At 69.1% G+C, this 25,872-nt stretch carries 29 protein-coding genes; 12 read left to right on the top strand and 17 right to left on the bottom strand.

What is annotated here, in order from left to right; genetic code table 11:
- Positions 1-140 precede the first annotated feature (140 nt).
- Genes OEY_RS0120885 through OEY_RS0120870 form a run of 4 tightly spaced genes read left to right on the top strand, consistent with a single transcriptional unit; the run spans position 141 to position 3,272 of the window.
- Positions 141-905: a (Fe-S)-binding protein gene (locus OEY_RS0120885; protein ID WP_010595721.1), complete on the top strand. Its 765-nt coding sequence runs from the start codon at positions 141-143 to the stop codon at positions 903-905.
- Positions 902-2,404, top strand: a complete 1,503-nt coding sequence (locus OEY_RS0120880) for a LutB/LldF family L-lactate oxidation iron-sulfur protein (RefSeq protein WP_010595720.1) — start codon at positions 902-904, stop codon at positions 2,402-2,404. The genes OEY_RS0120885 and OEY_RS0120880 overlap by 4 nt, the downstream gene beginning before the upstream one ends.
- On the top strand, positions 2,401-3,024 hold the full coding sequence (locus OEY_RS0120875) for a LutC/YkgG family protein (RefSeq protein ID WP_010595719.1): 624 nt from the start codon (positions 2,401-2,403) through the stop codon (positions 3,022-3,024). The genes OEY_RS0120880 and OEY_RS0120875 overlap by 4 nt, the downstream gene beginning before the upstream one ends.
- Positions 3,021-3,272: a WhiB family transcriptional regulator gene (locus OEY_RS0120870; RefSeq protein ID WP_010595718.1), complete on the top strand. Its 252-nt coding sequence runs from the start codon at positions 3,021-3,023 to the stop codon at positions 3,270-3,272. The genes OEY_RS0120875 and OEY_RS0120870 overlap by 4 nt, the downstream gene beginning before the upstream one ends.
- 202 nt (positions 3,273-3,474) lie before the next feature.
- On the opposite strand, the gene OEY_RS0120860 is transcribed toward OEY_RS0120870, so the two are convergent.
- From OEY_RS0120860 to OEY_RS0120815, 10 genes are all read right to left on the bottom strand, one after another.
- Positions 3,475-3,843, bottom strand: coding sequence for a hypothetical protein (locus OEY_RS0120860; RefSeq protein ID WP_010595717.1), 369 nt, complete (start codon positions 3,841-3,843; stop codon positions 3,475-3,477).
- Positions 3,840-5,060 (bottom strand): hypothetical protein, encoded by a 1,221-nt coding sequence (locus OEY_RS0120855; protein ID WP_010595716.1) that lies wholly within the window; start codon positions 5,058-5,060, stop codon positions 3,840-3,842. Before OEY_RS0120855 ends, OEY_RS0120860 begins: the two co-directional genes overlap by 4 nt.
- Positions 5,060-5,896: a hypothetical protein gene (locus OEY_RS31235; RefSeq protein ID WP_225222978.1), complete on the bottom strand. Its 837-nt coding sequence runs from the start codon at positions 5,894-5,896 to the stop codon at positions 5,060-5,062. Before OEY_RS31235 ends, OEY_RS0120855 begins: the two co-directional genes overlap by 1 nt.
- A 108-nt stretch (positions 5,897-6,004) precedes the next feature.
- The gene (locus OEY_RS0120845) at positions 6,005-6,625 is read right to left on the bottom strand and encodes an LON peptidase substrate-binding domain-containing protein (protein ID WP_010595714.1); all 621 of its coding nucleotides are present in this window, start codon (positions 6,623-6,625) and stop codon (positions 6,005-6,007) included.
- A complete protein-coding gene (locus OEY_RS0120840; RefSeq protein WP_010595713.1) occupies positions 6,625-7,098 on the bottom strand; it encodes a DUF309 domain-containing protein in 474 nt (157 codons plus the stop codon). Before OEY_RS0120840 ends, OEY_RS0120845 begins: the two co-directional genes overlap by 1 nt.
- The gene (locus tag OEY_RS0120835) at positions 7,091-7,849 is read right to left on the bottom strand and encodes an ESX secretion-associated protein EspG (protein ID WP_010595712.1); all 759 of its coding nucleotides are present in this window, start codon (positions 7,847-7,849) and stop codon (positions 7,091-7,093) included. Before OEY_RS0120835 ends, OEY_RS0120840 begins: the two co-directional genes overlap by 8 nt.
- Entirely contained in the window at positions 7,846-9,099 is a 1,254-nt protein-coding gene (locus tag OEY_RS0120830) for a WXG100 family type VII secretion target (protein WP_225222988.1), read from the bottom strand. Before OEY_RS0120830 ends, OEY_RS0120835 begins: the two co-directional genes overlap by 4 nt.
- Positions 9,100-9,424: 325 nt before the next feature.
- The gene (locus OEY_RS0120825) at positions 9,425-9,751 is read right to left on the bottom strand and encodes a hypothetical protein (protein ID WP_010595710.1); all 327 of its coding nucleotides are present in this window, start codon (positions 9,749-9,751) and stop codon (positions 9,425-9,427) included.
- Positions 9,752-9,765: 14 nt separating this feature from the next.
- Positions 9,766-10,338 (bottom strand): DUF3558 domain-containing protein, encoded by a 573-nt coding sequence (locus OEY_RS0120820; RefSeq protein WP_029540143.1) that lies wholly within the window; start codon positions 10,336-10,338, stop codon positions 9,766-9,768.
- 169 nt (positions 10,339-10,507) lie between these two features.
- Positions 10,508-11,110: a TetR/AcrR family transcriptional regulator gene (locus tag OEY_RS0120815; RefSeq protein ID WP_010595708.1), complete on the bottom strand. Its 603-nt coding sequence runs from the start codon at positions 11,108-11,110 to the stop codon at positions 10,508-10,510.
- Between the two features lie 109 nt (positions 11,111-11,219).
- Here OEY_RS0120815 and OEY_RS0120810 point away from each other — a divergent pair, with 109 nt between their 5' ends.
- The 4 genes from OEY_RS0120810 (at position 11,220) to fabG (ending at position 15,318) form a co-directional block, all read left to right on the top strand.
- On the top strand, positions 11,220-12,365 hold the full coding sequence (locus OEY_RS0120810) for an acyl-CoA dehydrogenase family protein (RefSeq protein ID WP_003934461.1): 1,146 nt from the start codon (positions 11,220-11,222) through the stop codon (positions 12,363-12,365).
- Between the two features lie 36 nt (positions 12,366-12,401).
- Complete coding sequence (locus tag OEY_RS0120805; RefSeq protein WP_010595707.1) at positions 12,402-13,619, top strand: acetyl-CoA C-acetyltransferase; 1,218 nt, start codon at positions 12,402-12,404, stop codon at positions 13,617-13,619.
- Between the two features lie 148 nt (positions 13,620-13,767).
- A complete protein-coding gene (locus OEY_RS0120800; protein WP_010595706.1) occupies positions 13,768-14,529 on the top strand; it encodes an SDR family NAD(P)-dependent oxidoreductase in 762 nt (253 codons plus the stop codon).
- A gap of 27 nt (positions 14,530-14,556) precedes the next feature.
- A complete protein-coding gene (fabG, locus tag OEY_RS0120795) occupies positions 14,557-15,318 on the top strand; it encodes a 3-oxoacyl-ACP reductase FabG (protein WP_010595705.1) in 762 nt (253 codons plus the stop codon).
- An 81-nt stretch (positions 15,319-15,399) separates the two neighbouring features.
- Here fabG and OEY_RS0120790 read toward each other — a convergent pair whose 3' ends face one another.
- The 3 genes from OEY_RS0120790 to OEY_RS0120780 form a co-directional block, all read right to left on the bottom strand.
- Positions 15,400-16,809, bottom strand: a complete 1,410-nt coding sequence (locus tag OEY_RS0120790) for an amino acid permease (protein WP_010595704.1) — start codon at positions 16,807-16,809, stop codon at positions 15,400-15,402.
- Complete coding sequence (locus OEY_RS0120785; protein ID WP_010595703.1) at positions 16,802-18,067, bottom strand: Glu/Leu/Phe/Val dehydrogenase dimerization domain-containing protein; 1,266 nt, start codon at positions 18,065-18,067, stop codon at positions 16,802-16,804. Before OEY_RS0120785 ends, OEY_RS0120790 begins: the two co-directional genes overlap by 8 nt.
- Before the next feature lie 209 nt (positions 18,068-18,276).
- Complete coding sequence (locus OEY_RS0120780) at positions 18,277-18,786, bottom strand: Lrp/AsnC family transcriptional regulator (protein ID WP_010595702.1); 510 nt, start codon at positions 18,784-18,786, stop codon at positions 18,277-18,279.
- A gap of 184 nt (positions 18,787-18,970) precedes the next feature.
- Here OEY_RS0120780 and hppD point away from each other — a divergent pair, with 184 nt between their 5' ends.
- A complete protein-coding gene (hppD, locus tag OEY_RS0120775; RefSeq protein WP_010595701.1) occupies positions 18,971-20,176 on the top strand; it encodes a 4-hydroxyphenylpyruvate dioxygenase in 1,206 nt (401 codons plus the stop codon).
- A gap of 33 nt (positions 20,177-20,209) precedes the next feature.
- Here the strand turns inward: hppD and OEY_RS0120770 are convergent, their stop codons facing one another.
- Positions 20,210-20,653, bottom strand: coding sequence for an SRPBCC family protein (locus OEY_RS0120770; RefSeq protein WP_017679732.1), 444 nt, complete (start codon positions 20,651-20,653; stop codon positions 20,210-20,212).
- Between the two features lie 139 nt (positions 20,654-20,792).
- Positions 20,793-21,236: an SRPBCC family protein gene (locus OEY_RS0120765; RefSeq protein ID WP_010595699.1), complete on the bottom strand. Its 444-nt coding sequence runs from the start codon at positions 21,234-21,236 to the stop codon at positions 20,793-20,795.
- Between the two features lie 142 nt (positions 21,237-21,378).
- Here OEY_RS0120765 and OEY_RS0120760 point away from each other — a divergent pair, with 142 nt between their 5' ends.
- Entirely contained in the window at positions 21,379-22,506 is a 1,128-nt protein-coding gene (locus OEY_RS0120760) for an NDMA-dependent alcohol dehydrogenase (protein ID WP_010595698.1), read from the top strand.
- Positions 22,507-22,756: 250 nt separating this feature from the next.
- Here the strand turns inward: OEY_RS0120760 and OEY_RS0120755 are convergent, their stop codons facing one another.
- Both OEY_RS0120755 and OEY_RS0120750 read right to left on the bottom strand, forming a co-directional pair.
- Positions 22,757-23,821, bottom strand: a complete 1,065-nt coding sequence (locus OEY_RS0120755) for a cation diffusion facilitator family transporter (RefSeq protein WP_010595697.1) — start codon at positions 23,819-23,821, stop codon at positions 22,757-22,759.
- Positions 23,818-24,228, bottom strand: coding sequence for an ArsR/SmtB family transcription factor (locus OEY_RS0120750; RefSeq protein ID WP_051009397.1), 411 nt, complete (start codon positions 24,226-24,228; stop codon positions 23,818-23,820). Before OEY_RS0120750 ends, OEY_RS0120755 begins: the two co-directional genes overlap by 4 nt.
- Positions 24,229-24,347: 119 nt before the next feature.
- Between OEY_RS0120750 and OEY_RS0120745 the strand changes: the two genes are divergently transcribed.
- Positions 24,348-24,968: a TetR/AcrR family transcriptional regulator gene (locus tag OEY_RS0120745; protein WP_010595695.1), complete on the top strand. Its 621-nt coding sequence runs from the start codon at positions 24,348-24,350 to the stop codon at positions 24,966-24,968.
- 164 nt (positions 24,969-25,132) lie between these two features.
- Positions 25,133-25,872: acyl-CoA dehydrogenase family protein (locus OEY_RS0120740; protein ID WP_010595694.1), on the top strand; the 740-nt coding region annotated here is incomplete at its 3' end.

Here is a 25,872-nt window from a genome sequence, read left to right as displayed (position 1 = left end):
GACCACAGGACCGTACACCATGACCTCGGTCACAATCCAGAACCGGAGGGAATTCGCAGAAAATCCGGACAGGGGGTGACGCAGGGCACCGACCATGGGTTACTGTGGTCTGACCACATAGACCCGATGCGGAGATCCACATGCGAATCGCCCTGTTCGCGACGTGCCTCGGGGACACGATGTTCCCCGGCGCCGTCTCGGCCACCGCCCTCCTCCTCGCGCGGCTCGGCCACGACGTCGTCTTCCCCGACGGCCAGACCTGCTGCGGCCAGATGCACGTCAACACCGGCTACCAGCCCGACGCGTTGCCACTCGTCGAGAACTACGCCGACGCCTTCGGCGACAACGGCATCGACGCGGTCGTCGCACCCTCCGGATCCTGCGTCGGGTCCGTGCGGCACCAGCACGAGATCGTCGCCGGTCGCTACGGTTCGCCGGCGCTGTGCAGCCGCGTCGACGAGGTGAAGGCCAAGACGTACGAGCTGTCCGAGTTCCTCGTCGACGTCCTCGGGGTCACCGACGTCGGGGCCTACTTCCCGCACCGCGTGACCTACCATCCCACCTGCCATTCGCTGCGCATGCTGCGCGTGGGGGACAAGCCGCTGCAGCTGTTGCGCGCCGTCCGCGAGATCGACCTCGTGGAGCTGCCGGAGGCCGACTCCTGCTGCGGATTCGGCGGCACCTTCGCGCTCAAGAACGCCGAGACCTCCACCGCGATGCTCGCGGACAAACTGTGCAACATCACCGCAACCGGTGCCGAATACTGCAGCGCCGGCGACTCGTCGTGCCTCATGCACATCGGCGGCGGACTGTCACGTCTGCGCACCGGAACCCGCACCATCCACCTCGCCGAGATCCTCGCCTCGGTAGAACCGGCCGTCTCTCCCAAGGGGGTGCCCGCGTGATCGCTCTCGGCATGCCGCCCGTCCCGCCGCGCGGCTCCGGAAATCTGCGGGGTGTCGCGGCGTTTCCCGCCGCGGCGCACCAGGAACTCGCAAACACCCAGCTGCGCCGCAACATCGGCAAGGCCACCCACACCATCCGGGCCAAGCGCCTGAGCGTGACCGGCGAGCTGCCCGACTGGGAGCAGTTGCGCGACGCCGGTGCCGCCGTCAAGACCGACGTGCTGAACCGGCTGCCGGAGCTGCTCACCCAGTTCGAGGCCGCGGTGACCGCCCGTGGCGGCGTCGTGCACTGGGCGGCCGACGCCGCCGAGGCCGATGCCATCGTCACCGACCTGATCCGCGCGACGGGCTCCGACGAGGTCATCAAGGTCAAATCGATGGCCACCCAGGAGATCGGGCTCAACGAGCACCTCGAGGAGCAGGGCATCACGGCCTACGAGACCGACCTCGCCGAGCTGATCGTCCAACTGGGCCACGACAAGCCCTCGCACATCCTCGTTCCCGCCATCCACCGCAACCGGGCCGAGATCCGTGAGATCTTCCTGCGCGAGATGCCGGGCGTCGACCCCGATCTGGACGACAATCCCCGGCATCTCGCGGCTGCGGCGCGGAAGTTCCTGCGCCACAAGTTCATGACCGTGCCGGTCGCGGTGTCGGGCGCGAACTTCGGAATCGCCGACACCGGCACGCTCGCGGTCGTCGAATCCGAGGGCAACGGTCGCATGTGCCTGACGCTGCCGCAGACCCTGATCACCGTGATGGGCATCGAGAAGCTGCTGCCCACCTACCGGGATCTCGAGGTGTTCCTGCAGTTGCTGCCGCGCTCGTCCACGGGCGAGCGGATGAACCCGTACACGTCGATGTGGACCGGCGTCACCCCCGGCGACGGTCCGCAGGAGTTCCATCTCGTGCTGCTCGACAACGGACGCACCGCGGCGCTCGCCGACGAAATGGGACGCGAAGCGCTGCACTGCATCCGATGTTCGGCGTGCCTGAATGTGTGCCCGGTGTACGAGCGCACCGGCGGCCACGCCTACGGCTCGACGTACCCCGGCCCGATCGGCGCCGTGCTCAGCCCGCAACTCGCCGGCATGGATGCCCCGGGGGATCCGAACGCGACCCTGCCCTTCGCCTCGAGCCTGTGCGGGGCGTGCTACGACGCATGCCCCGTCAAGATCGACATCCCCTCGCTGCTCGTCGAACTGCGGCACCAGAAGGTCGAGCACGCGTCGTTCGGGATCGAGGCGGCCGCGATGAAGGCGGCATCACTGGCGATGTCGTCGTCGCGTCGCTGGACGACCGCGCAGAAGGCGGCCGGACTCGGCCGGCTCCTCGCCGGGAAGAAGGGGAAGATCACCTCGCTGCCGGGTCCGCTCGCCGGCTGGACGGAAGCCCGCGACATCCCGGCGCCGCCGAGACAGACCTTCCGGCAATGGTGGAACTCCGACGAGGGACGTGCCGCGCTGGCACAGGCGCGCGAGAAGGGACGGCAGCAGTGAGCACCCGCGACGTGATCCTCGGCCGGATCCGCGACGCCCGGACACTTGCCCCACCGGTACCGGTGCAGGTACCCCGCGAGTACCGCACCGGGCGCACCCTGCCGGACGCACAGCGGCGGGAACTGCTCGTGGACCGGCTCGTCGACTACAAGGCGCACGTGCACGAGTGCGCGCCGGCCGACCTTCCCGACGTGCTCGCACGGGTGCTGACCGAGCACGGCGTGCGCCGCGTGGGGGTCCCCGCGGGATTGGACCGGTCGTGGCTCGCACGGTTCGACGGCGACGTGGTGGTGGACTCGTCCGAGATCCCCGCCCCGGACCTCGGCGACCTCGACGGCGTCGTCACCGCCTCCGCGGTCACGTGTGCCGAGACGGGCACCATCTTCCTCGACGGCGGCCCCGACCAGGGCCGGCGCGCGCTGACCCTCGTGCCGGACCTGCACGTGTGCGTCGTGCCCCTCGCCGACGTCGAAGTCGGGGTGCCCGAGGCGCTGATGCGGCTGGTGCCGGAACGCCCCACCACCATGATCAGCGGCCCCTCCGCGACGTCCGACATCGAACTCGAGCGGGTCGAGGGCGTGCACGGGCCACGAACCCTGATCGTGGTGATCGTCGGATGACCGCCACCCGCACCCGGTCCGGGTTCGGGTGGCAGTTCCGCGGCAGTTGCCGCTCCCTCGGCGAGTTCTACTTCTTCGCCCCGGACGGCGAGGAACCGGTCGTGCGGCGACGGCGGGAGGCAGCTGCGAAACGGATCTGCGCGAGCTGCCCGGTGCTGACGGAGTGCCGGACCCACGCGATGCTCGGCCGCGAGCGGCACGGGGTGTGGGGCGGGCTGTCGGAGCGGGAGCGCCGCGCCCGGTGCTGACGGCGAGGCGCTCCCGGTCCGCTCGGACGAGGAGCGCCCCGCAGCAGCTTCACCCCACGGCCGCGAGCGGTGTCGCAGTCCGGCCGGTGGCGGCCGGCACCGACTTCAGCGAAATCGAGCGCCTGGCCCTCATCGGCCGCTGACGCGGCCGGTGTGTCCTTTGGGTTGCCCTGGCAGCCCAAAGGGCACACCGCTGGGGGCGTTACGACTGCCAGGGGATCCGGTACGGCTCCTGGTCCTGCCCGGCCGCAGGCGTGGTACGCGGCGAGGCCGGGAACCACCGGAACCGCGGATTCGCCTTCAGTTCGGCGACCTCCGGTGGAACCGGATGTGCCACCGCCTCGATCTCGGACCAGCGGCACTGTCCGGCAGCAACTCTCGACGCGTACTGCCGCAGTGCGGGAGAGGCGTCGCTGCTCGCCGCGAGTTGTTCCATCACCGCATCGTCGACCTGAATGCACCGGTTCGCGCCGGCGAACCGCTGTGCGCGGATCACGGCGGTGTCGAGGTCGGTCACGGCTCGGTGGATGCGGTCCAGTGGACCGTCGAGGTGCGAGGGCACGTCCCTCACGGCGCGTCCGCCCAGGGGTTCTCGCCGACCGAGTACGGTTCGGAGGGCTTGTTCACGGGGCCGCGGACGTCTGCGACGCCGGCGAGATCGACGGCCACCGCCGCCCGGTGCTCGGTGCGCTCGTACGCCTCGGTCAACGGCGCCAGCGTGTGATCGACCTGCTCCTGCAGGGCGTTCGCCGGCGACGCCAGAGCATCGAGGAACGCCCTCAGTGCGTCCGTGAGCGCGCGGATCCGCGTCACGACGTCGTCGACGAATGCGATCGTGTCCCGAACGATCCTGGCGAGGGTGAGGATCTGTACGGCCGTGCCGGCGAACGGGACCTTCTTCAGCGCGAACTTCAGCGTCTGCATCCCGTCGTCGAACGCCACCTCTTCCTCGAGCATCTCCTTCAGCGACCGAACCGCGGTGACGATCGCTTCCCGGATCTTCTCCGCAACCAGGTTGCACGTCTCCTCGACCACGCGTCCGACCGGTCCCTCCCACCGGAGCGCGTCGACGATCCGGCCGGCGTAGTCCGTGAACGCCCGGGCAGCCTGCCCGTTCCAGTGGGGATCCAGAGCTCGCACCACGGCGTCGAGATTCTCCCCGCCGGCCTCCACCGCCTCCCCGGCGATGCGGTACGCGTTGCCGAGTCGCCGCAGTTCGTTCCAGTTTCCGTCCAGCGGTTCGATCACCTGGGCGATCGGGCTCCACTCGGTCAGCATCTCGATTGTCTTGTCGACGTCGCCGAGCCAGCCGGCCGCCTCCGCGACGATCTCACGGACGTCCTCGTCGGGGGCTTCGGGGTGAGGGAGTTCGGTCCTGCCCGCAACCCCGGTCCGGACGGGATCGGGGTACGGTCGCGCCGGGCCGGCGGCCGGTGTCTCCGGATCGTATGCGTCGATCGACTCCGGAAAGAGGAGGTTGGCATTGAGCCGTTCGTAGTTGCGTTCCTCCGTGTCGTAGTAGATCCACGCGCAGCGGTTCAATTCGATGCCGGTCTTCAGGCAGAGATCGGCAAGGACGAAGTATCGAGACTGTGCCGACGGCAGAACTGCCCGGAACCCGTCCTGGATCGTCCGCAACAGTGCACCGTCCAGTGTGCCGGCCGGCTCACCGTGGACGGCGAGGTACCGGTTGGCCCACAACACATCGTTGCCGATCTCCTGCGCAGCGACGGCAGCGCCGGCGATCTGATTCGCGGTGGCGCTGAACCTCTCGTATGTCTCGGACATCACGACCTCCTCAGCGACTCGACGAGGCCGTCGATGGAATCGTCGTCGAGCTGGCCGGCCACACCGCGATCCGCCTGCACGACGAAGACCGCGACCTCCGCTGAGGCCAGGCCGGTGGTGGCCACGAAGTCCCACCGTGCTGCCGGCGGGGCACATTCGTGGATGTGCGGGATGTCGGCTACACGCGCCGTGATCCGGACCGCCGGATTTCCGTCGATGTCGAAATGGACCGGGGCCGAATACTCGACCGTCGGCGACTGTTCCCGGCCGGAGTACATCCACTCGACTGCTCGAACCTCGTGAGCAGCCACGGTCAGCAGGTCACCGGCGGGCCGCCCCGTGATACCCACGGACGCCAGCGTGGACGTGTCTTCCGCGGCGCAGTACCCATTCCCGAAGGAGGATGCCGAACCGATCACCATCATTTCACCGCCACGGCCGTTCCACCCCATAATGGACTCTCCCCCGAACCAGCCGGGTGGCGTGGTGTACGTGAGCCCGAACTTCGTCGGTACCGGTTGCGGTGCGCCCTCGGGAACGTCGGGCAGTTTCGGAGCCCGCTCCATCGTTGGGAATCCCGGTGGCAGTTCACGTCGTGGTGTTGTGGCAGTAGGTGACTCGGCACGTGACGTCGTGACCGGTGGGGCCCACTCCGGCGCCGCATCCGGAACATCCGGCGCCAGCAGGCTCCCTGCTGCCGATATCCCGCCGATGGCGAGCGCGCCCCCCACGCACCACAACACCACTTTGCCCAGCTCGAAGACGACGACGCCCCACTTCGACATTTCTCGACCCCCCTTGTCGACAGCGGAACCATACCAGTTGATCTGGTCCACAGGGTTTTCCGCGCCCCGAGGGTGTGGAGAACCGGGACCGCCGAACGAGCAACGGCCGCCGGGACGTGGGAGAACGGGGTTCTGCGCGGTCCGCGGGATCGGTCGATCTCACATGCTGTCGAGGCGCCACTGGGCGAGCTGGACTGCGTTCGAGACGCATTCGGTCACCACCGCCGATCGTTCGGCGGGTCCGGGCGCCGTGAGCACCTGCAATCGGTCCGCCTCGCCGATCGGAACGAACCGCGCCAGTGCGAACAGCCGCGCGCCCGGCTCGTCGGGCAGTTCGGTGATGCTCGGCGGTTCGATCCGACCGTTCGACAGCCGGTCGAGCAGACCGTAGAGCCGGCCGAGCCCCACGCTCAGTTCGGCGAAATCCACCGGGCCGGAAACCGTGTCCGGCCACGGCTCGACCTCCGCGCGTGGGTACGGGTCGTCCGGAAGCCAGTTCTTCACCCGGATCCGCTCTTCCCCGATGCACTCCAGGACGTATCGACCGTCGTCGAGTTCGGTGTCCATCACGATCCGCGCGATCGTGCCGACGTCGTGGCGGGTCTCCCCGCCCCCCACCTCGTGCCCTCGCTCGATGAGCACGACGCCGAATCGTGGCCCGTCCGGATCTGCGAGGCAGTCCCGGACCAGGCGGCGGTAGCGCGGCTCGAACACATGGAGCGGAAGCGCGTCGCCCGGCAGCAGCACGGTTCCCAGCGGGAACATCGGGAGCACGGGCATCAGGGCAGCCGCAGCCGGGGAATCGGCGGTTCCGGAATCGGCTCGCCGCGTTCGATCTCGGTCAGCAGGTGCTCGGCCCACGCCGCCAGACCGTCGATGTCCAGCCCGTGCGGCGGCTCGTCCTCGTAGTGCCGGATCCGCGCCTCCCCCTGCCGCAACAACGACGCCGCACCCGCCGGATTGTCCCGCAGCAGATGCGTCAGCCCCACGGCGAGCTGCGCCAGCCCCTGCCACAGGGGCCGCTCCTCGACCGGCGCCGATTTCCACGTGCTCTCCAGCACCTCGTGCGCATGAAACGGATGGCCGTGGTCGAGCAGCCGCTGGGCCTCGGTGATCGCCTCGTCGGGCTCGAGGTCCAGGTCCTCCGGGACCCGCTCGACACCCTCCTCGCCGTAGGGGAGAGGACGCCCCAGCGCGTCGCGCGGACGGGCATTCTGCGGCCTACCGTCGACGGTTCGATCCCGTTCAACCATGAACCCAGCGTAAACCGGTATCGCCGACCCGACCGCGCTTCTCGCGAGCCCCGTCGACGGCGCGGGCCAGCTCGTCGCGCAGCAGCTCCGGCGACGCGGGACAGACGTGGGTGTGGCGGCCCGTCCGGAACAGGTACCGGCCGTCCCCGACGACGTCGAACCAACCGAGATCGGTGACCGGCGTGAAGGTCAGACCGTCCGGTGAGGACAGTACCCGCAGGTTGCCCGTCCCGGACCGGGGATCGGTCAGCAGCCGTCGCAATCGGACTGCGGGCGGCGCCTGCGCGGTCCGCAGTACCTGCGTCGGGGTCGAGAACTCCGCCACCTCCGCGGTGGGCGCGGACAGCGCCGGCGCCGTGCCTGCGGGTGCGTCGGGCAGACACTGCACGACGGCGTCCGCCAAGGTGTACGCCGACGTGGTCGTGACGACGAAGTCGCCGGCACGCCCCGGTTCCTGTCGCACCAGGACCGCGGAGTCGTGCCTGATGCAGCCCCGCAGCCGCAGCTCGGAGTCGGCCGAGGTCTGCCCGTACGCCTCGACGGTGACCTCCGCGTGCCGCATCGTCGCCATCGCCGCCGCGAGCTGCTCGTCGGGATTCATGCGCCGCCACCGGTGGGCCGCCTCCACGTTCGCGGCGTGTTCGTCCTCCCACAGCGCGGTCGAGCGGTAGCGCAGGGGAAACGGGACCTCGTCGAGTCCTGTCGCGGTCCACAGCGCGAGGAACCGGTCGGGTGTGAGCCGCCACGTCATGCCGGATCGACCCCCAGTACCGGCGGCGCGGTGAGCGGCATCGGACCGATCAGCTCGTTCCCGTTGTCGATGCCCACGAGGTAGCTGGGCACCGTGCGGGCGGCGTCGTCGTCCCGTGCCGGGCGTGCGGGGGCGCCCAGCATGCCCGGGTACATGCCGCCCGCGCGGCCGGAGCCGGCGCGCGCGCCGGGACCCGACGTCGCCGAACCGGTCGTTCCGTTCGCCATCGGCACGCCGCCGACGGGACCGGGTCCGCCGAGTCCCGGAGCGCCGGCGCCGGTCCCCGCGCCGGCGCCTCCCGCGCCACCGCCCCCCGACGTCGCTCCGCCGGTTCCGCCCGGGAATCCCCCAGGGGAGCGCTCCGGGGTCGTGGTCGCGCCGGCCGCCGTCGTCGCGGCCGGGACGGTCGTCGAGGGCTCGGCAGCACCCGTCGTCGGGTCGCCCGGTGCCGCGTGACGGTCTGGGGCAGGGGCGTCTGGGGCTGGGGCGTCGGGGGCTGGGGCGTCGGGGGACGCGGTGTCCGTGACCGGTCGGCCGTCGCTGCCGGCTCCCGCGGGCCCGGAACCGCCACCTCGGCCGTTCGCACTATCCGCGGGGCGCTCCGCTGGGCTCGGTCCGAGCGGTCCCGATCCTGCCGTCGCCTCGTGCGGGGACGGCAGGATCGGGACCGCCGTGCCGGATTCGCGGTAGTGCGGGACGTAGAGCGACTCCATGACGCGCACGGCCTCGGTGCGTGCAGCCTCCGCCGCCCGCGCGAACTCCGCCGTGTCCTGTGGCACCACCACACCCGACGGCATCGGGATCCGTATCGGCGGTGGTTGCACATTGGTTCGGACGGCGGTGGCGATCTCCGATGCCGCAGCCAGCTTCGTCGACACCGCCAGCAGGGCGGCGACCAGTTGTTCGGCCGACGTCGCGAAGGAGCGGGTCGCCGCCACGGCCTGCTGTGCCGCCTCGCCGTCCCATCCCTCGGCAATCTTGTTGCAGATCATCTGGGTTCCGAAGATGAAGCCGATGCTCATGTCGGTCGCGATCGCGCGCCAGCTCTCCGCCAGGCTCCTCATCGCACCCGGGTCCATTCTCTGGACGTCCCGGTAGATGGCGTCGTGCTCCATGCTGTGGAAGTTCTCGAACACGGTGGCATAGTCCGGATCGAAGCTGCCGTCGAGCCGTGCAACCAGGCTGGTGTGCCAGTTCGTCAGGGCGTCGACCCGCTCCGGCACCGCGGGATCGAGCAGCGGATCGAGCATCGACCGGATCGGATTCTCGTTGTACGACAATTTATTCGGCACTTCCGCTCACGACCGCGACGTGTCGCGCCGCGCGTCTTCCGGTGCCGTGTGAAGCCTCGACTGACATGCCCATGGAGTCCCCCCGATTCCGTGGTAGTGCGCAGGATCGTAGCGGACCGGACAGTCCTGTGGCGAGTCGTGCCGGGCCGTGCAGGTGGTGCCGCGATCGCCCTCGTCGCATCCGCGCGGTCCCCAGTCGTCCGCGCCCTCGATTGCGTTCGCGGATGACTGGCGCCCGCGCGGATATCGCGTGACTCGTCGAGCGGTGCAAAAGTGCTGGCGTTCACGTGGAGTCGGTCGTGCCGAGACGCCGGACCCAGTCGTACTCGGCGTCGAGGAATCCCTGCCCGCCGGCGGCGAAGGTCTCGCGCATGCGGGTGAGGACCTCGTGGAACTGGGTGAGCCGCTCGTAGGCGGACTCCGGGGTGCCTCTGGCCTTGATGAGGAAGCCTCGGCGAAGTTGTTCCGCGGACTCGAATCCGCCGAAGCTCACGGCTCGGGTCAGGTCCTCGGATCGGTCGATCGCGTGGGACAGTGTCGCGAGCATGGTGTCGCATAGTGCGACGATCTCGTCGATCGTGTGGGGGTCGAGTCGCAGCGGTCTGCTCACCTTGTTCCTTCCGATCAGTTGCCGATGAGTACGGAGATCCGCGCGGCGGTGTCCTCGAGTCCGGCGCACCATTCCCCTTGCGGGACGCCGTTGCCGTGGTCGGGGTGGTAGACGCGCGAGATGATGAGGACCCCGAACGACGTCTCCACGTTGACGGCACACGCGTGGCGCAGGCTCGGGTCGACCTCGAGGAGGGCGCGTCGGCCGTCGACTTCGATGGGGGTCGCGTACCCGCCGACCTTCTCCTGCACTTCGGCGAAGGTGATGTTGCCGGAATTGAGATTGAGTCCGTAACGGCGGAGAACTCCGGGGATGCGTAACGTGCCCTGATAGCTGCACCCGAGGAATGTGTAGTGCGTCGCGGCGAAGTCGCTGACCTCCTCCGACTTCGGGTCGTAGCCGGCGTCGCGGAGTACCTGGTCGGGGATGTCGAGGCAGGGGTCGAACGTGACCGGGGGCCGGTCGGATTCGTCGACGATGCGCGGCACACGGGTGGTCGACGTGGCCGGCGGCTCCGCGGGTGCTGTGGGTTCCGGGGGTGCGACGGAGGTGCACGCGCCGGCCGTCGCCGCCGCGACGGCGACGATCCACCCACGCGTGCGTACCCGTCGTCGTTCTCGGTAGGTCGCGGCGCGAGCGTGTGGCCGACGCGCTCTCCGGTCACCCGCGACATCCGTTGCGTGCGCAGTCGGCCGATCGCCGCGCGAAGACGTCCCCCCGATCATGGACCCCCCGATCCGTCGTGTGGGGCAGATCCTAACGGACGGCGCCGACGAGGCGCAGGGCCAGATCGGAGTAGAGGTTCGCGATGGCGTGGGGCTCGTTGTAGCGGCCGGAGGGGTACCAACGGCAGATGTCGACGCACAGCGACATCAGGGCCAGGGTGACGCCCTCGGTGTCGGGGACGGTGAACTCGCCGGAGGCGACCCCGGCGTCGACGATGGTGCGGACGACCTGGGTGGTGCGTCGGCGCAGGCCGGTGATGACGCGGTAGTGCTCCGGGGTGAGGGCGGTCAGTTCGTACTGGACGACGCGGGCGCGGCGATGGTGCTCGGCCTGCCACTCGGCGAACCGGGCGATGACGGTGGACAGACGCGTGGTGGCGTCCTCGTCGGGCAGGTCGGCGGTGCGCACCACCTCGAGGGCGAGATCGTGGCCCTCGTAGCTGATCGCGTAGAGCAGTTCTTCCTTGGACTTGTAGTGCGGGTACATCGCGGCCGGGCTCATGTCGAGGCGGGCGGCGATCTGGCGGGTGGTGGTGCCGCCGTAGCCGTTCTCGGCGAACACCTCGACGGCTGCCTCGCGTAGCCGGGCCGCGGCCTTCGATCCGCTGATCACCGCGTCCCTGGATGTGCTCACGTCGTGCTCCCGTTCCTGCTGCGGCCTGGTTGACAAGATAGCGGCCGCGGTTCACTATAAGCGCACGCTTAGAAAATAAGCAGATGCTTACAGATTTGAGGAGCGGTTGATGCGACGCACCCTGTACGGCCCCGATCACGAGGCGTTCCGCGAGTCGGCGCGCGAGTTCGTGAACCGGTTCGTCATGCCCCGTGCGGAGGAGCTCATCGAACGTCACGAGATCCCGCGTGACATCTGGATCGAGGCCGGTAAGGCCGGCTTCCTGGGGCTCGAGATCCCGGAGCGCTTCGGTGGCATGGAGGCGAACGACTACCGCTTCAACGCCATCCTCGGCGAGGAGTTCGCCCGGGCCAACATGGCGCTGTCCTCGTCGATGGGTATCCATTCGGACATCACCGTCCCCTACATCGTCCACCTGGGCAACGAGGAACAGCGCGAGCGCTGGCTGCCGCGCTGCGCCACCGGCGAGCTCATCTGCGCCATCGGCATGACCGAGCCGTCCGGCGGCTCCGACCTCGCCAACCTGAAGACCACCGCCGTGCGCGACGGTGACGACTGGATCCTCAACGGCGCCAAGACGTTCATCACCAACGGCTACAACTGCGACCTCGTCGTCGTCGCGGCCCGCACCGACCCGTCGAAGGGCGCGAAGGGCATCTCCCTGTTCGCCGTCGAGCGCGGGATGGAGGGCTTCGAGAACGGCCGCAAGCTGGACAAGGTCGGTCAGCCCGAGGCCGACACCGCAGAGCTGTTCTTCAAGGACGTTCGCGTCCCGCACGCCAACCTCATCGGCGAGGAGGGCATGGGCTTCATCTCGATGATGAAGATGCTGCCGCAGGAGCGACTCGGCTCCGCGGTCAACAATGTGCACCACGCCAAGCACATCCTGCTCGAGACCATCGAGTACGCGAAGGAGCGCAAGGCGTTCGGCCAGGCCATCGGCGCCATGCAGTACAACAAGTTCCTGCTGGCCGAGCTGGTCACCAAGATCGAGGTCGCCGAGGCGTACGTCGACCAGGCCGTCGAGGCGCATGCCGACGGCAAGCTCACCGCCGTGGACGCGGCCAAGGCGAAGTGGTGGAGCGCGCAGACGCAGTCCGAGGTCCTGGACGCGTGCGTGCAGATCCACGGTGGCTACGGGTTCATGAACGAGTACCGTGTGGCTCGTGCATGGAAGGACGCCCGCGTCACCAAGATCTGGGCCGGCACCAACGAGATCATGAAAGAACTCATCGGCCGCGATCTGGGCCTGTAGAGACTCGAAGCGTCAACACCGAACAAGGAGCGCGTGATGCCCGAAGCTGTGATTGTCTCCGCCGCCCGTTCCCCCATCGGGCGGGCAATGAAGGGGTCGCTCAAGACCGTGCGCCCGGACGATCTGGCCACCCAGATGGTCGCCGCCGCCCTGGCGAAGGTGCCGGAGCTGGACCCGACCCAGATCGACGACCTGTTGCTCGGCTGCGGCCAGCCCGCCGGCCAGTCCGGGTTCAACATCGCCCGCGTCGTCGCGGTGCAGTTGGGCTACGACTTCCTGCCCGGCGTGACCGTCAACCGCTACTGCTCGTCGTCGCTGCAGACCACCCGCATGGCGCTGCACGCGATCAAGGCCGGCGAGGGCGACGTGTTCGTCTCCGCCGGTGTCGAGTCCGTCTCGAGCTTCGTCACCGGCAACGCCGACGGCCTGCCGAACACCAAGAACCCGCTGTTCGCCGACGCCGAGGCCCGCACCGCCACGCTCGCCGAGGGCGGCACGGCGTGGACGGACCCGCGCAGCGAGGGTCTGCTGCCCGACGTGTACATCGCGATGGGTCAGACCGCGGAGAACGTCGCGTCGATGACCGGCATCTCCCGCGAGGACCAGGACCGGTGGGGCGTGCGGTCGCAGAACCGGGCCGAGGAAGCCATCAAGTCCGGCTTCTTCGAGCGCGAGATCAGCCCCGTCACCCTGCCCGACGGCACCGTCGTGACCACCGACGACGGCCCCCGGCCCGGCACCACCTACGAGGCCGTGAGCCAGCTCAAGCCGGTCTTCCGCCCCGACGGCACCATCACCGCGGGCAACGCCTGCCCGCTCAACGACGGCGCCGCGGCCCTGGTGATCATGTCCGACACCAAGGCCGAGGAGCTGGGTCTGACCCCGCTGGCGCGGATCGTCTCGACCGGCGTGTCCGGGCTGTCGCCGGAGATCATGGGCCTGGGCCCGATCGAGGCGGTCAAGAAGGCCCTCGCGAACGCCGGCAAGACCATCTCCGACATCGACCTGTTCGAGATCAACGAGGCGTTCGCCGTGCAGGTGCTCGGCTCCGCCCGGGAGCTCGGCATCGACGAGGACAAGCTCAACGTCTCCGGTGGCGCGATCGCCCTCGGCCACCCGTTCGGCATGACCGGGGCGCGGATCACCGCCACGCTGCTCAACAACCTGCAGACCCACGACAAGCAGTTCGGCGTGGAGACGATGTGCGTCGGCGGTGGTCAGGGCATGGCGATGGTGCTCGAGCGCCTGAGCTGACCCCTCTCGACCGGAACGCGAACGAGGCGCGGTCGCGGGCCCGAAAGGGCTTGTGACCGCGCCTTTTTCGAAGAAACGATCTTGAACTCGAGCGCGAATTCAACTATACAAGTCGCGTAGGTACCAATTTTCGGAGGAGACTACCCCCATGTCCGTACTCGACAAGTTCCGCCTCGACGACCGCGTCGCGATCGTCACCGGCGCGTCCTCCGGCCTCGGGGTCGCCTTCGCCCAGGCCCTCGCCGAGGCCGGAGCCGACGTCGTGCTCGCGGCCCGTCGCGCGGACCGGCTCGAACAGACCGCCGAACTCGTCCGTGCGGCAGGTCGCCGCGCGCTGAGCGTCGAGACCGACATCGCCGAGCCCGAGCAGGCGCAGCGGATGGTCGACGCCGCGGTCGAGCACTTCGGCAAGGTCGACATCCTCATCAACAACGCCGGTATCGGCACGGCCGTCCCGGCCACCAAGGAGACTCCGGAGCAGTTCCGGCGCGTCATCGACATCAACCTGAACGGTTCGTACTGGGCAGCGCAGGCCGCCGGGCGCGTCATGCAGCCGGGCAGCGCCATCGTCAACATTTCCTCCGTGCTGGGCCTCACCACCGCGGGACTGCCGCAAGCCGCTTACGCCGCGAGCAAGGCCGGCGTGATCGGCCTGACCCGCGACCTGGCCCAGCAGTGGGGGGCCCGCAAGGGCATCCGCGTCAATGCCATCGCGCCGGGATTCTTCGAGACGGAGATGACCGACGAATACCAGCCCGGCTATCTCGACAGCATGAAGCCGCGAATCGTCCTGGGCCGCACCGGTGATCCCGCCGAGATCGCCGCCACCGCCGTGTGGCTCACCTCGGCGGCCGCCGGTTACGTCACCGGACAGACGATCGCGGTCGACGGCGGCCTCACCATCAACTGAAGTTTCCAACCACACCGGAGGTAAGCAGTGAGCGAAGCAAGCACCCGTACCGCCATCGTCACCGGCGCCGCGCGCGGTATCGGCGCCGCGGTGGCCAAGCGTCTCGCCGAGGACGGATTCCAGGTCGCGGTTCTGGACCTCGACGAGTCCGCATGCGCCGACACCGTCTCGGCCATCGCGGCGGCCGGCGGCAAGGCCCTCGCCGTCGGTGCGAACGTCGCCGACGAGCAGTCCGTCGCCGCGGCCGTGGAGAAGGTCGCGAGCGAACTGGGCGATCCCACGGTGCTGATCAACAACGCCGGCATCACCCGCGACAACCTGCTGTTCAAGATGACCGTCGACGACTGGGACGCCGTGATGAACGTGCACCTGCGGGGTGCGTTCCTCATGTCCCGTGCGACGCAGAAGTACATGGTGGAGGCCAAGTTCGGTCGCATCGTCAACCTGTCGAGCACCTCCGCGCTGGGCAACCGCGGCCAGGTCAACTACTCCGCGGCCAAGGCCGGCATGCAGGGCTTCACCAAGACCCTCGCGATCGAGCTCGGCAAGTACGGCGTGACCGCCAACGCGATCGCCCCCGGTTTCATCGAGACCGAGATGACCGCGGCGACGGCCGAGCGGGTCGGGATGTCGTTCGAGGACTTCAAGGCCGCCGCGGCGTCGCAGATCCCCGTCGCCCGCACCGGAAAGCCCGAGGACATCGCGCACACCGCGTCGTTCCTCGCGAGCGAGGGCGCGGGCTTCGTCTCCGGCCAGGTCATCTACGTCGCCGGTGGTCCGAAGGACTGACGGCGGAGACCGAACCACGACGACGCCGTGCGTCCTTCCCCCCTGCGGGAGGACGCACGGCGTCGTCGTCTGTACGGTCGGTTACGGCTGCCGGACCGCCTGCCGGCGGTGCAGGAGCCAGCACGCGCCCGCGATCGTCGCGGTGAGGGCGCCGGTCGCGACGAGTTGGGTGCGCGCGGCCGAGTCGAACAGTGCGAGCACGGCGATGCCGGCGAGCAGGCCGAGCGTCGCGTACGACAGGTACGGGAAGCCCCACATCTTCAGCGGCAGAGCGTCTTCGGTGCCTTCGCGGCGTGCCCGCTTACGCAGCACGAGGTGCGAGACCGCCACGAACGTCCACAGCACGAGGATGGTCGAGCCGACCGCGTTGAGAAGCAGCGGCAGGACCTTGTCGGGACGCACGTAGTTGAGTGCGACGGTGACGAATCCGAACGCCACCGAGGCCAGGACCGCGTTGCGGGGCACGCCGTTGGCGGCCACCCGGCCGAACACCGGGTACGCCGAACCGCGTTGCGAGAGCGAGTAGATCATCCGTGAGGCGCTGAAGAGCATCGCGTTGAGCGAGGACAGCAACGCCACCACGACGATCACGGTCATCACGGCGGCGGCCCCCGGCACCGAGCCGGCGTTCAGCACCGCGACGAACGGTCCCGTGACAAGATCCTCGGAGGTCCACGGCAGCACCGTCACCATGATCAGCACCGAGCCGATGTAGAAGACCAGGATGCGCCAGATCAGCGTGCGCACCGCGCGGCCGACGTTGCGGCGCGGATCCGAGGTCTCGGCGGCTGCGATCGCGATGATCTCGGTGCCGCCGAACGCGAACACCACGATGAGCAGTCCGGCGGCGATGCCGGCGATACCGGTGGGGGCGAAGCCTCCGTGTGCGGTCAGGTTCGCGAACCCGGTGCTGTCGAAGGCCGGCACCCAGCCGGCGATCATCGCGACGCCGATCGCGAGGAAGGCGACGATGGCGACGATCTTCAGTGCCGCGAACCAGAATTCGACCTCACCGAACCGGCGCACGCCGACGAGGTTCACGCCGGTGAGGACGACCATGAAGAACAGGGCCGCGGCCCACTGCGGGATCCCGGGGATCGAGGCGGCGGTGATGGCGGCGGCGCCGGTGGCCTCCGCCGCGATCACGATGACCACCTGGATCCAGTACAGCCAGCCGATGGTGCGACCGGCGACGGAACCGAGGGCGTTCTCCGCGTGCACCGAGAACGCACCGCTGGCGGGGTTCGCGGCCGCCATTTCGCCCATCATCCGCATGATGAGGACCACGAGGGCTGCAGCGGCGAGGAACGAGACGAGGATGGCCGGGCCGGCGACCGCGATGCCGGCGCCGGAGCCGACGAACAGGCCCGCGCCGATCGCGCCGCCGAGGCTCATCATCACCAGTTGCCGCGGTCGCATCGCCTGATGCAGCATCGCCCGTGGGGCGGGCGCGGCCGTGGTGGCCGGTGGGGTGGCCAAGGTGTCAGTCATCGATGCGCTCCCCCGCCGGCACCAGCTGGTCGAGGGCGATCTCGAACGCCGTGGCCGCGACGCCCGTATGGTCGGCGCTGCGCTCGTGGCAGCGCTGCAGCGCCCCGGCGACGGTGTCCGAGACGTCACCGAAGATCGCGGCGTCGGAGACCTCGACGTCGCCCTCCATGAGCTGCGCGAAGGCGCGGGCCATGCCGCTGTTGGCGATGAAGTCGGGGATCACCGAGACGGACTTGTCGGCGTGCTCGTAGGTGGGACCGTAGAAGATCTCGTCGTCGGCGAAGGGGACGTTCGCGCCGCTGGCGATCACCTCGAGGCCCGCCGCGACCATACGGTCGACCTGCTCGCGGGTGACCAGCCGGGACGCGGCGCACGGGAGGAAGACCTCGGCGCCGAGATCCCAGATCGCGTCGTGCACCTCGGTGAAGGGACGCATCCGGTCGCTGCGGAGCGCGTTGCCGTTCTTGGTCAGCAGCAGGGTGCGCACCTCGTCGAAGTCGAGTCCGTCCGTGTCGAGGATGCCGCCGTCGCGGTCGATGATGCCGACGACGCGGGCGCCGGCCTGTGCCAGGTAGTAGGCCGCGGCCGCCCCGACGTTGCCCCAGCCCTGGACGAGCACGCGCTTGCCGGTGAGCTCGCGGTTGCCGGCCGCGTCCCCGTAGATGCGGTAGTGGTGCCGCACCGACTCGGCGACGCCCCAGCCGGTGATGAGATCGGCCACCGTGTACTTCGCGTCCGGGGCGGGGGTGAAGCGGGTGTCCTCGACGACCTTGGCCACACCGAGCCGCAGCTGCCCGACCCGCTGGATGCGCTCGCGCTCGTCCGCGGCGAAGTGCCCGTTGACGACGCCCTCCTGGGGATGCCACAGACCGTTGCTCTCGGTGAGCGGCACGACCTCGGTCATCTCGTCGACGTTGAGGTCGCCGCCGGTGCCGTAGTAGGCGCGCAGCAGCGGCGCGACGGCCGCGAACCAGCGGCGCAGCACCCCGTCCTTGCGCGGGTCGGACGGATCGAAGTCGATGCCGGACTTGGCGCCGCCGATGGCCGGACCGGAGACGGTGAACTTGACCTCCATGGTCTTGGCCAGGGACTCGACCTCGCGGCGGTCGAGGCCGCGGCGCATGCGGGTGCCGCCGCCGGCCGCTCCACCGCGCAGGGAGTTGATGACGACCCAGCCGCGGGCAGTGGTCTCGGTGTCGTGCCACTCGAAGACGATCTCGGGGGCCTTGTCCTCGAAACGGGTCAGCAGGTTCTTCATGTCTTCTCTCGGGAGTCGGGACGGTGCGGTGCCCGGGTGCGGGCGAATGAAGAAGACTGTGACCGTGGTTACAAACGCCGCGCAAGTGCGGCCTGCGCTACTGATCAGCCTGAAGAGCTGTAGCGCAGCGGGATGCCGATTTTCTGTGCAGTGTGCAGAGCTGTGCCGCCGTTTTCTGCGGGGGAGGGCTGGTGGGCCGGTCGTCAGCTCTACCGGCGGTAGGCGGGCGCTTTGGCGGTTCTGCCCGGCTGGAGGGTGCGCAGCAGGGGCATGGCCCGGTAGCGGACCACCTCCGACAACACCATGACGCTGGTCGACCGGGCGACGATCGACGAGCGGTTCAGTTCGATCAGCGTCTGTTGCAGCCCGAGGTGGGAGTCCGCGGCGATCCGGCACAGGATGTCGCCGGCGCCGGTCGTCGCGAACGCCTCGAGCACCCCGGGAATCGCTTCGAGGACATCGGTGATGGCTTCGAGCGCACCCTGGACGATCTCCATCGTCACGAAGGCCTGGACCTCGAATCCGGCCGCCGCCAGGTTCAGGCGCGGTTCGTAGCCGGCGATGACGCCGGACTCCTCGAGCCGGCGCACCCGTGCCGAGACCGTCGCGCGCGCCACCCGCAACCGCCGGGACAACTCCAGCGCACCGATCTTCGGATCCGTGTGCAGCGTTTCCAGGAGCGCGAAATCCAACTCGTCCAGCTGCACGGTGTCACGCATGGCCGTTCCTTCCGAAGAGGCGGCGGAAACTGTACCGATTGTATAGCGGTGCGCCCGGCATCCCTCGTATTCCAGTCAGGTGGGCCAGCTGAAAAGGGGGAGATTGCGCCGTCCTCGCGACAGGTTTTTCCTGGTGACACACGACACACCGATGGCGCCGCGTCCGGCGGCAGGAGGAATCGCCATGACTCTCGAGTTCACCCTTACCGACAGCGAGAAGCTCGCCCAGCTGAACGCCGAGGAACTGCGGCAGCTCGTCGGCCTCGTCGAGTACGACGCCGATCGGGACCCGTTCCCCGTCAGCGGCTGGGACGCGGTGGTGTGGGTGGTGGGTAACGCCACGCAGGCCGCGCACTACTACCAGTCCGCGTTCGGAATGGAACTGATCGCCTACTCCGGTCCCACCACCGGCAACCGCGACCACCACGCCTACGTCCTGCGGAGCGGTGCGGTGCGGTTCGTCGTCAAGGGTGCGGTGGATCCGGACAGCCCGCTCGTCGACCACCACCGCCGGCACGGCGACGGCGTCGTCGACATCGCGCTGCAGGTGCCCGACGTCGACAAGTGCGTCGCGCACGCCCGGGCCCAGGGCGCGACGGTGCTCGAGGAGCCGTACGAGATCAGCGACGAGCACGGCACGGTGCGTCTCGCCGCGATCGCCACCTACGGCGAGACCCGGCACACCCTCGTCGACCGCTCGCGGTACTCCGGCACGTATCTGCCCGGCTACGTGGACAAGTCGTCGACCTACCGCAAGCGCGACGGCGCTCCCAAACGGATCTTCCAGGCGCTCGACCACGTGGTCGGCAACGTCGAGCTCGGCCACATGGACGAGTGGGTCGACTTCTACAACCGCGTCATGGGATTCACCAACATGGCCGAGTTCATCGGCGACGACATCGCCACCGACTACTCGGCCCTGATGAGCAAGGTGGTCTGCAACGGCAACCACCGCGTCAAGTTCCCGCTCAACGAGCCGGCCGTGGCGAAGAAGCGCTCGCAGATCGACGAGTACCTCGACTTCTACCGCGGTCCCGGCGCACAGCACCTGGCGCTGGCCACCAACGACATCCTCACCGCCGTCGACCGGCTCCGTGAGGAGGGCGTGGAGTTCCTCGCCACCCCGGACGCCTACTACGAGGACCCCGAGCTGCGGGCCCGGATCGGCGAGGTGCGGGTGCCGATCGAGGAGCTGCAGAAGCGCGGCATCCTCGTCGACCGCGACGAGGACGGCTACCTGCTGCAGATCTTCACCAAGCCGATCACCGACCGGCCGACCGTCTTCTTCGAACTGATCGAACGGCACGGTTCGCTCGGCTTCGGCAAGGGCAACTTCAAGGCCCTGTTCGAGGCGATCGAGCGGGAGCAGGAAGCGCGCGGCAACTTCTGATCTCTTCCGCGCTGCGGGATCAGGGCTGCGGGATCAGGCGTTCCGGACGACCTGGTCCCGCAGCGCGTTCTCGGTCCGCCGCACGATCGTGCCCACCAGGGGCTCGATGAGCAGCCCGGCCGCACGCCCGGCCGGGCCGCCGGGCAGCTGGTAGCCGAAGTCGACGGCGAGCCGCATGTCGCCGTCGCCCAGGTCGTCGAACTGCCACGCCGAGCGGGTGCGGAAGCCGGAGATCGAGCTCAGCACGATCCGGTGGTTGTCCTCCCACTCGACGATCTCGAGCCGGGAGGTGAAGGCGGCCGGACCGATCCGCATGCACGCGTCGAACACCGCGCCCACGCCGCGGACCTGCTCGCCCACGGGCTCGAAGCGGGTCACGCCGTACATCCACTCCGGGACCGTGCGGTGGTCGGCGACGTATGCGAAGGCGGTGTCGAGTTCGACGTGGGCCACCCCGTCGTGGCGCACGTGGATCATGCGGCGATCGTCAGTCATACGGCGGAACCTCCGCCGGGAACCTAGCGGACTTGCTCGCACCTTCGGAATCCGCCCAGGCAGCAGTGCGGGCGGATTCCGGACGAGCGCGCGAATTGCCCCGCCCGAGGCCGGCGCGCGCTCAGGCGACGTGGCCGAGATTCGAGCGCAGCGCCTGTTCCGTCTGGCGGATCGCGGTACTCACCACCGGTTCGATGAGCTTGCCCAGTGCCCGCCCGGCCAGCCCGCCGGGGAGCTGGTAGGCGAAGTCGACGTCGAGACGGACCCGGCCGTCGCCGAGGTCGGCGAGTTCCCACCACGAGGAGGTGCGGAATCCGGCGATGGAGTCGAGGACGATCCTGCGGTCGAGTTCCCAGTCGACGATCGCCAGGCGCGAATCGAGGCCCTTCGGCCCGATCTGCATGGTGGCGTCGAAGATCGCGCCGATGCCGTTGACCTGTGACCCCACCGGTTCGAAGCGGTGGACGCCGTACATCCATTCGGGGACCGTGCGGTGGTCGTCGAGGTAGGCGAACGCCACGTCGAGGGGGACCTCCGCGACGGCGCTGTGGCGGATGTGGATCATCTGTACCTCCGTGGGGACATTTCTGTTACCCAAGGTATCAGGTAACTCGCGTCCTGGGGAGATCCTCAAAGTCGTCCGTTCGGACGCTCGTCCTGCTCTACTCATGGTGACACAGTTCACAGTGGATCCGGTGGGAGGGTTCGTGAAGACCAAGGCTGCGGTGATCAAAGGGCTCAATCAACCGTGGGAGATCGAGGAGATCGACCTGGGCGATCCGGTCGCCGGCGAAGTACAGGTACGTCTGGCTGCGTCCGGGCTGTGCCATTCCGACGAACATCTGCGCACCGGCGCGACGCCGATGCCGTCCTTCCCCGTCCTCGGCGGGCACGAGGGCGCCGGCGTGGTCACCAAGGTCGGGCCCGGAGTCACCAACATCCGGGAGGGCGACCACGTGGTGCTCGCCTTCATCCCGGCCTGCGGGCGGTGCCGCGCGTGCGCGAAGGGCCTGCAGAACATCTGCGACGAGGGGGCGAACCTCCTCACCGGGCAGGCGATCGCCGACAAGACCCACCGGGTGACGCTCAACGGTGACCCGGTGATCCAGATGTGCCTGCTCGGCACGTTCGCGCCGTACGTCACCGTGCACGAAGCGTCGGTCATCAAGATCGAGGACGACATCCCGCTCGACAAGGCCGCCCTGCTCGGCTGCGGCGTCGCCACGGGCTGGGGCTCCGCGACGGCGATCGGCGGCACCAAGGTGGGTGACTCCGTCGTCGTGATCGGCATCGGCGGCGTGGGCATCAACGCGGTACAGGGTGCCGCACACGCGGGTGCCCGGCACGTCGTGGCCGTCGACCCGGTGGAGTTCAAGCGCGATCAGGCCAAGAAGTTCGGGGCGACCCATACCTTCGCCTCGATCGAGGAGGCGCTGCCGGTGATCGGCGAGATCACCTGGGGGGCGATGGCCGACGTCACGATCATCACCGTCGGCGAGATCCACGGCGACATCATCGCCCTGTCCATGGCGCTGACGGGCAAGGGCGGTCAGGTGGTCGTGGTGGGGATGGGCAGCGCCGCCGACACCCAGGTGACGCTGAGCCTGTTCGAGCTGACCCTGCTGCAGAAGCGGCTGCAGGGTGCGATCTTCGGTGGCGTCGGACCGCGCTCGCAGATCCCGAAGCTGCTCGACCTCTACCGCAGCGGGCAGCTCGAACTCGACAAGCTGGTCACCAAGACGTACCGGCTCGAGGACATCAACGACGGCTACGCCGACATGCACGAGGGCCGGAACCTGCGTGGCATGGTGCTCTACGGCGACGACGACTACTGAGTGAGCGGGCGAACGAGCGGCGGATCCCACGACGGATCCGCCGCTCGTTCGGTCTTCCGGCGTCGTCGCATGCCACCGGTCCGGACTGTCGAGCGGACGTCGCCGACGCGCGGCCGGAACGTCCCGGAGGGGCCGCACGCGAACCGCACCCTCGACCTGTGCGACCCCCTGCGTCCACGGGCAACCCGGAACCGGCGTGTCCTGACCGGGGTTCGGTCCGTACTGCACGACGCAGGTCGAGCAACGGGCCTCAGGTGGCGTGCAGTTCCGTTTCGTGAGGAGGATAGGCGTGCACCAGTGCCGTGGTGAGGTGCGGGACCGCGGAGATCAGTGCCTGCTCGGCTTCGTGAGCGACGGAGTGCGCAGCGCTCAGACTGAGCCCCGGATCGACGTCGAGCTCGACATCGGCGTGCAGACGGTGACCGATCCAGCGCATCTGGAGGCTGCGAACGCGGTCGACGCCGACCCGGCCCGACAGGACGCGTTCGGCTGTGGTGACGAGCTCCGGATCGACGCCGTCCATCAACCGGCGGAAGACGTCCCGGGCGGCGGTGCGCAGAACCAGCACGATGGCGACGGTGATGAGGATTCCGATCACGGGATCGGCGACAGGGTGACCCAGTGCGACCCCGCCGGCGCTGAAAAGAACTGCCAGAGAAGTGAATCCGTCCGTCCTGGCATGTAGGCCGTCCGCGACGAGGGCCGCCGAGCCGATGTGCCGGCCCACCCGGATCCGATAGACCGCGACGAGTTCGTTGCCGATGAACCCGACAAGCCCGGCCAGTGCGACCCAGCCGAGGTGTTCGATGGGGACGGGATCGATCAGGCGCCGAATCGATTCGGTGCCGGCGATCACCGCGGACAGGGCGATCATTGCCAGCACGAACAGCCCGGCGAGGTCTTCGGCCCGGCCGTACCCGTAGGTGAATCGCCTGGTGGCGGCCCGACGTCCGAGCACGAACGCGATCCACAGGGGCACGGCGGTCAGTGCGTCGGAGAAGTTGTGCACGGTGTCTGCGGCGAGCGCGACGGAACCGGACGCGGCGACGATGACGACCTGTAGTGCCGCCGTCACGGCCAGGGCGACCAGGCTGATCTTCACGGCACGGATGCCGATGTTGCTTGATTCCAGGGCGGAATCGACCCTGTCGGCCGAGTCGTGGCTGTGCGGCGCGAACACATCCCTCAGGGCGCCGACGAGCCCCGAACGCCTGTGGCTGCTGTGCTCGTGGCTGCTGTGCTCGTGGCTGCCGTGCCCGGGGTCGCCGTGGCCGTGCCCGTGGTCGCCGTGGCCGTGGCCGCGCCGGGAGGTCATGTGGCCTCCTGCTGCAGGCCGGCTCGACCGGAGCCTTCGTGCAGGGTGCGCAGTCCGGCGTCGGCGCGGTGGTGCCCCGGCACACCCGGGCCGGCGTGTTCCGCGTTGAACACGGCATCGGTCACCAACTGCTTGATGTGCTCGTTCTCGAGGCTGTAGTAGATGGTCGTGCCCTCGCGCCTGGTCCGCACCAGTCGCGCCATCCGCAGCTTGGCCAGATGCTGCGACACCGACGGGGCGGCCTTACCGACATGCTCGGCCAGTTCGGTCACCGACAACTCCCGGTCGACGAGGGCCCACAACAGTCGAACCCGGGTCCCGTCGGCAAGCATGCGGAACACCTCGACGACCAACCCGACCTGGTCGTCGTCGAGTCTCCGCCGACATGGTCCATTGTCTGCATGCATACGCAGATAATAGACCTTCTCCTGTGGTCGGCGGGAGGGGTGGGAAGTTCGGACCGGCAGCGGAAGTGCGAGAGCACGACTGGTGACGACGGCGCCGGGGGGTCGCCTACGGTGATGCCATGGAAACGCGTGAGGAAGCCGTCGAACCGGGGACGTGGCGGCAGTACGGGCCGTCGACCCTGCCGAAGCCCCTCGAGGCCGCCCTCGAGGCGTTCGCCGAGCGGGGGTACGACGGCACCTCGATACGGGAGGTCGCCGCCCGGGCCGGGCTGTCGGTTCCGGGTCTGTACCACCACTACCCGTCCAAGCAGGCACTGCTGGTGTCGTTGACGACGCTGGTGATGCGCGACCTGCTCGACCGGAGCAAGCAGGCCCTGGCGGAGGCCGGACCGACACCGTCCGAGCGGTTCGACGCCGTTGTCGAGTCGCTGCTGCGGTTCCACATGTTCCGGCGCAACCAGGCGTTCGTCGCCTCCACCGAGATGCGCAGCATGGAACCGGGTAACCGGAAGGCGTACATCGCGTTGCGTGACGAGCAGCAGCGGATGCTGGACGAGATCGTCCGGGACGGGGTGGCGAAGGGGGAGTTCGGCACCGCGTTCCCGGAGGATGCGAGCCGGGCGGTGACCACCATGTGCGTGGCCGTCGCCTCGTGGTACCGGCCGGACGGACCGCTGTCCCCCGACGAGGTCGTCCGCCGCTACCTCGCGATCGCACGCTGCGCGGTAGGCGCTCGGTAGGCCCGGCGCCGCAGACGCCCGGTAGGCACGGCGCGGCAGACGCCCGGTAGGCCCGGCGCGGCAGACGCCCGGTAGGGCGCCCTGGGTTGACCCGGCGGGGTGGGGTATGTCACGGTTGAAGCAACCGAGCGATCGATCGGTCGGGGTGAGGAGGAGGAATCGCGATGGCTGTCGATCTGTCGTACCCGGAACACGTCCAGGCGCTGGTGGCGAAGACCGAGGAGTTCGTCCGGGAGCACGTGCTGCCCGTCGAGGACGCCCACAACGGTGACATCACTGCCGCGGGCGGCGACGACCTGCGGGTGAAGCTGCAGCAGGCGGCCAAGGAAGCCGGGGTCTTCGCGCCGCACGCGCCCGTCGAGTACGGCGGCCACGGTCTCGGCATGGTCGACCGCGCCCCGGTGTTCGAGGCGGCCGGGTACTCGCTGTTCGGACCGATCGCGCTCAACATCGCCGCGCCCGACGAGGGCAACGTGCACATGCTCGCGCACATCGCCAGCGCGGAGCAGAAGGAGCAGTTCCTCGCGCCGCTCGCCCACGGCGACGTGCGGTCCGGCTTCGCGATGACCGAACCGGCCCCCGGTGCCGGATCCGATCCCAACGCCCTGACCACCCGCGCCGAGAAGGCCCCCGGCGGTTGGAAGATCAACGGCCGCAAGTACTTCATCACCGGTGCCGACGGTGCGGGCTTCTTCATCATCATGGCCCGCACCTCCGGCGAACCCGGCCAGCGCGGCGGGGCGACGATGTTCCTCGCGCCCGCCGACACTCCCGGCCTGACCGTCGGCCGGCACATCGACACCATCGACCGCGCCATGATCGGTGGCCACTGCGAGGTCTTCTTCGAGGACCTGTTCGTGCCCGACTCCGCCGTCCTCGGCGAGGTCGACCAAGGCTTCGCCTA

The sequence above is a fragment of the Rhodococcus sp. P14 genome (assembly GCF_000256505.1).
Lineage (GTDB): Bacteria > Actinomycetota > Actinomycetes > Mycobacteriales > Mycobacteriaceae > Rhodococcus > Rhodococcus ruber.
Note: the sequence above shows the minus strand (reverse complement) of the source record. Positions and strands in the feature narration are given on the sequence as shown.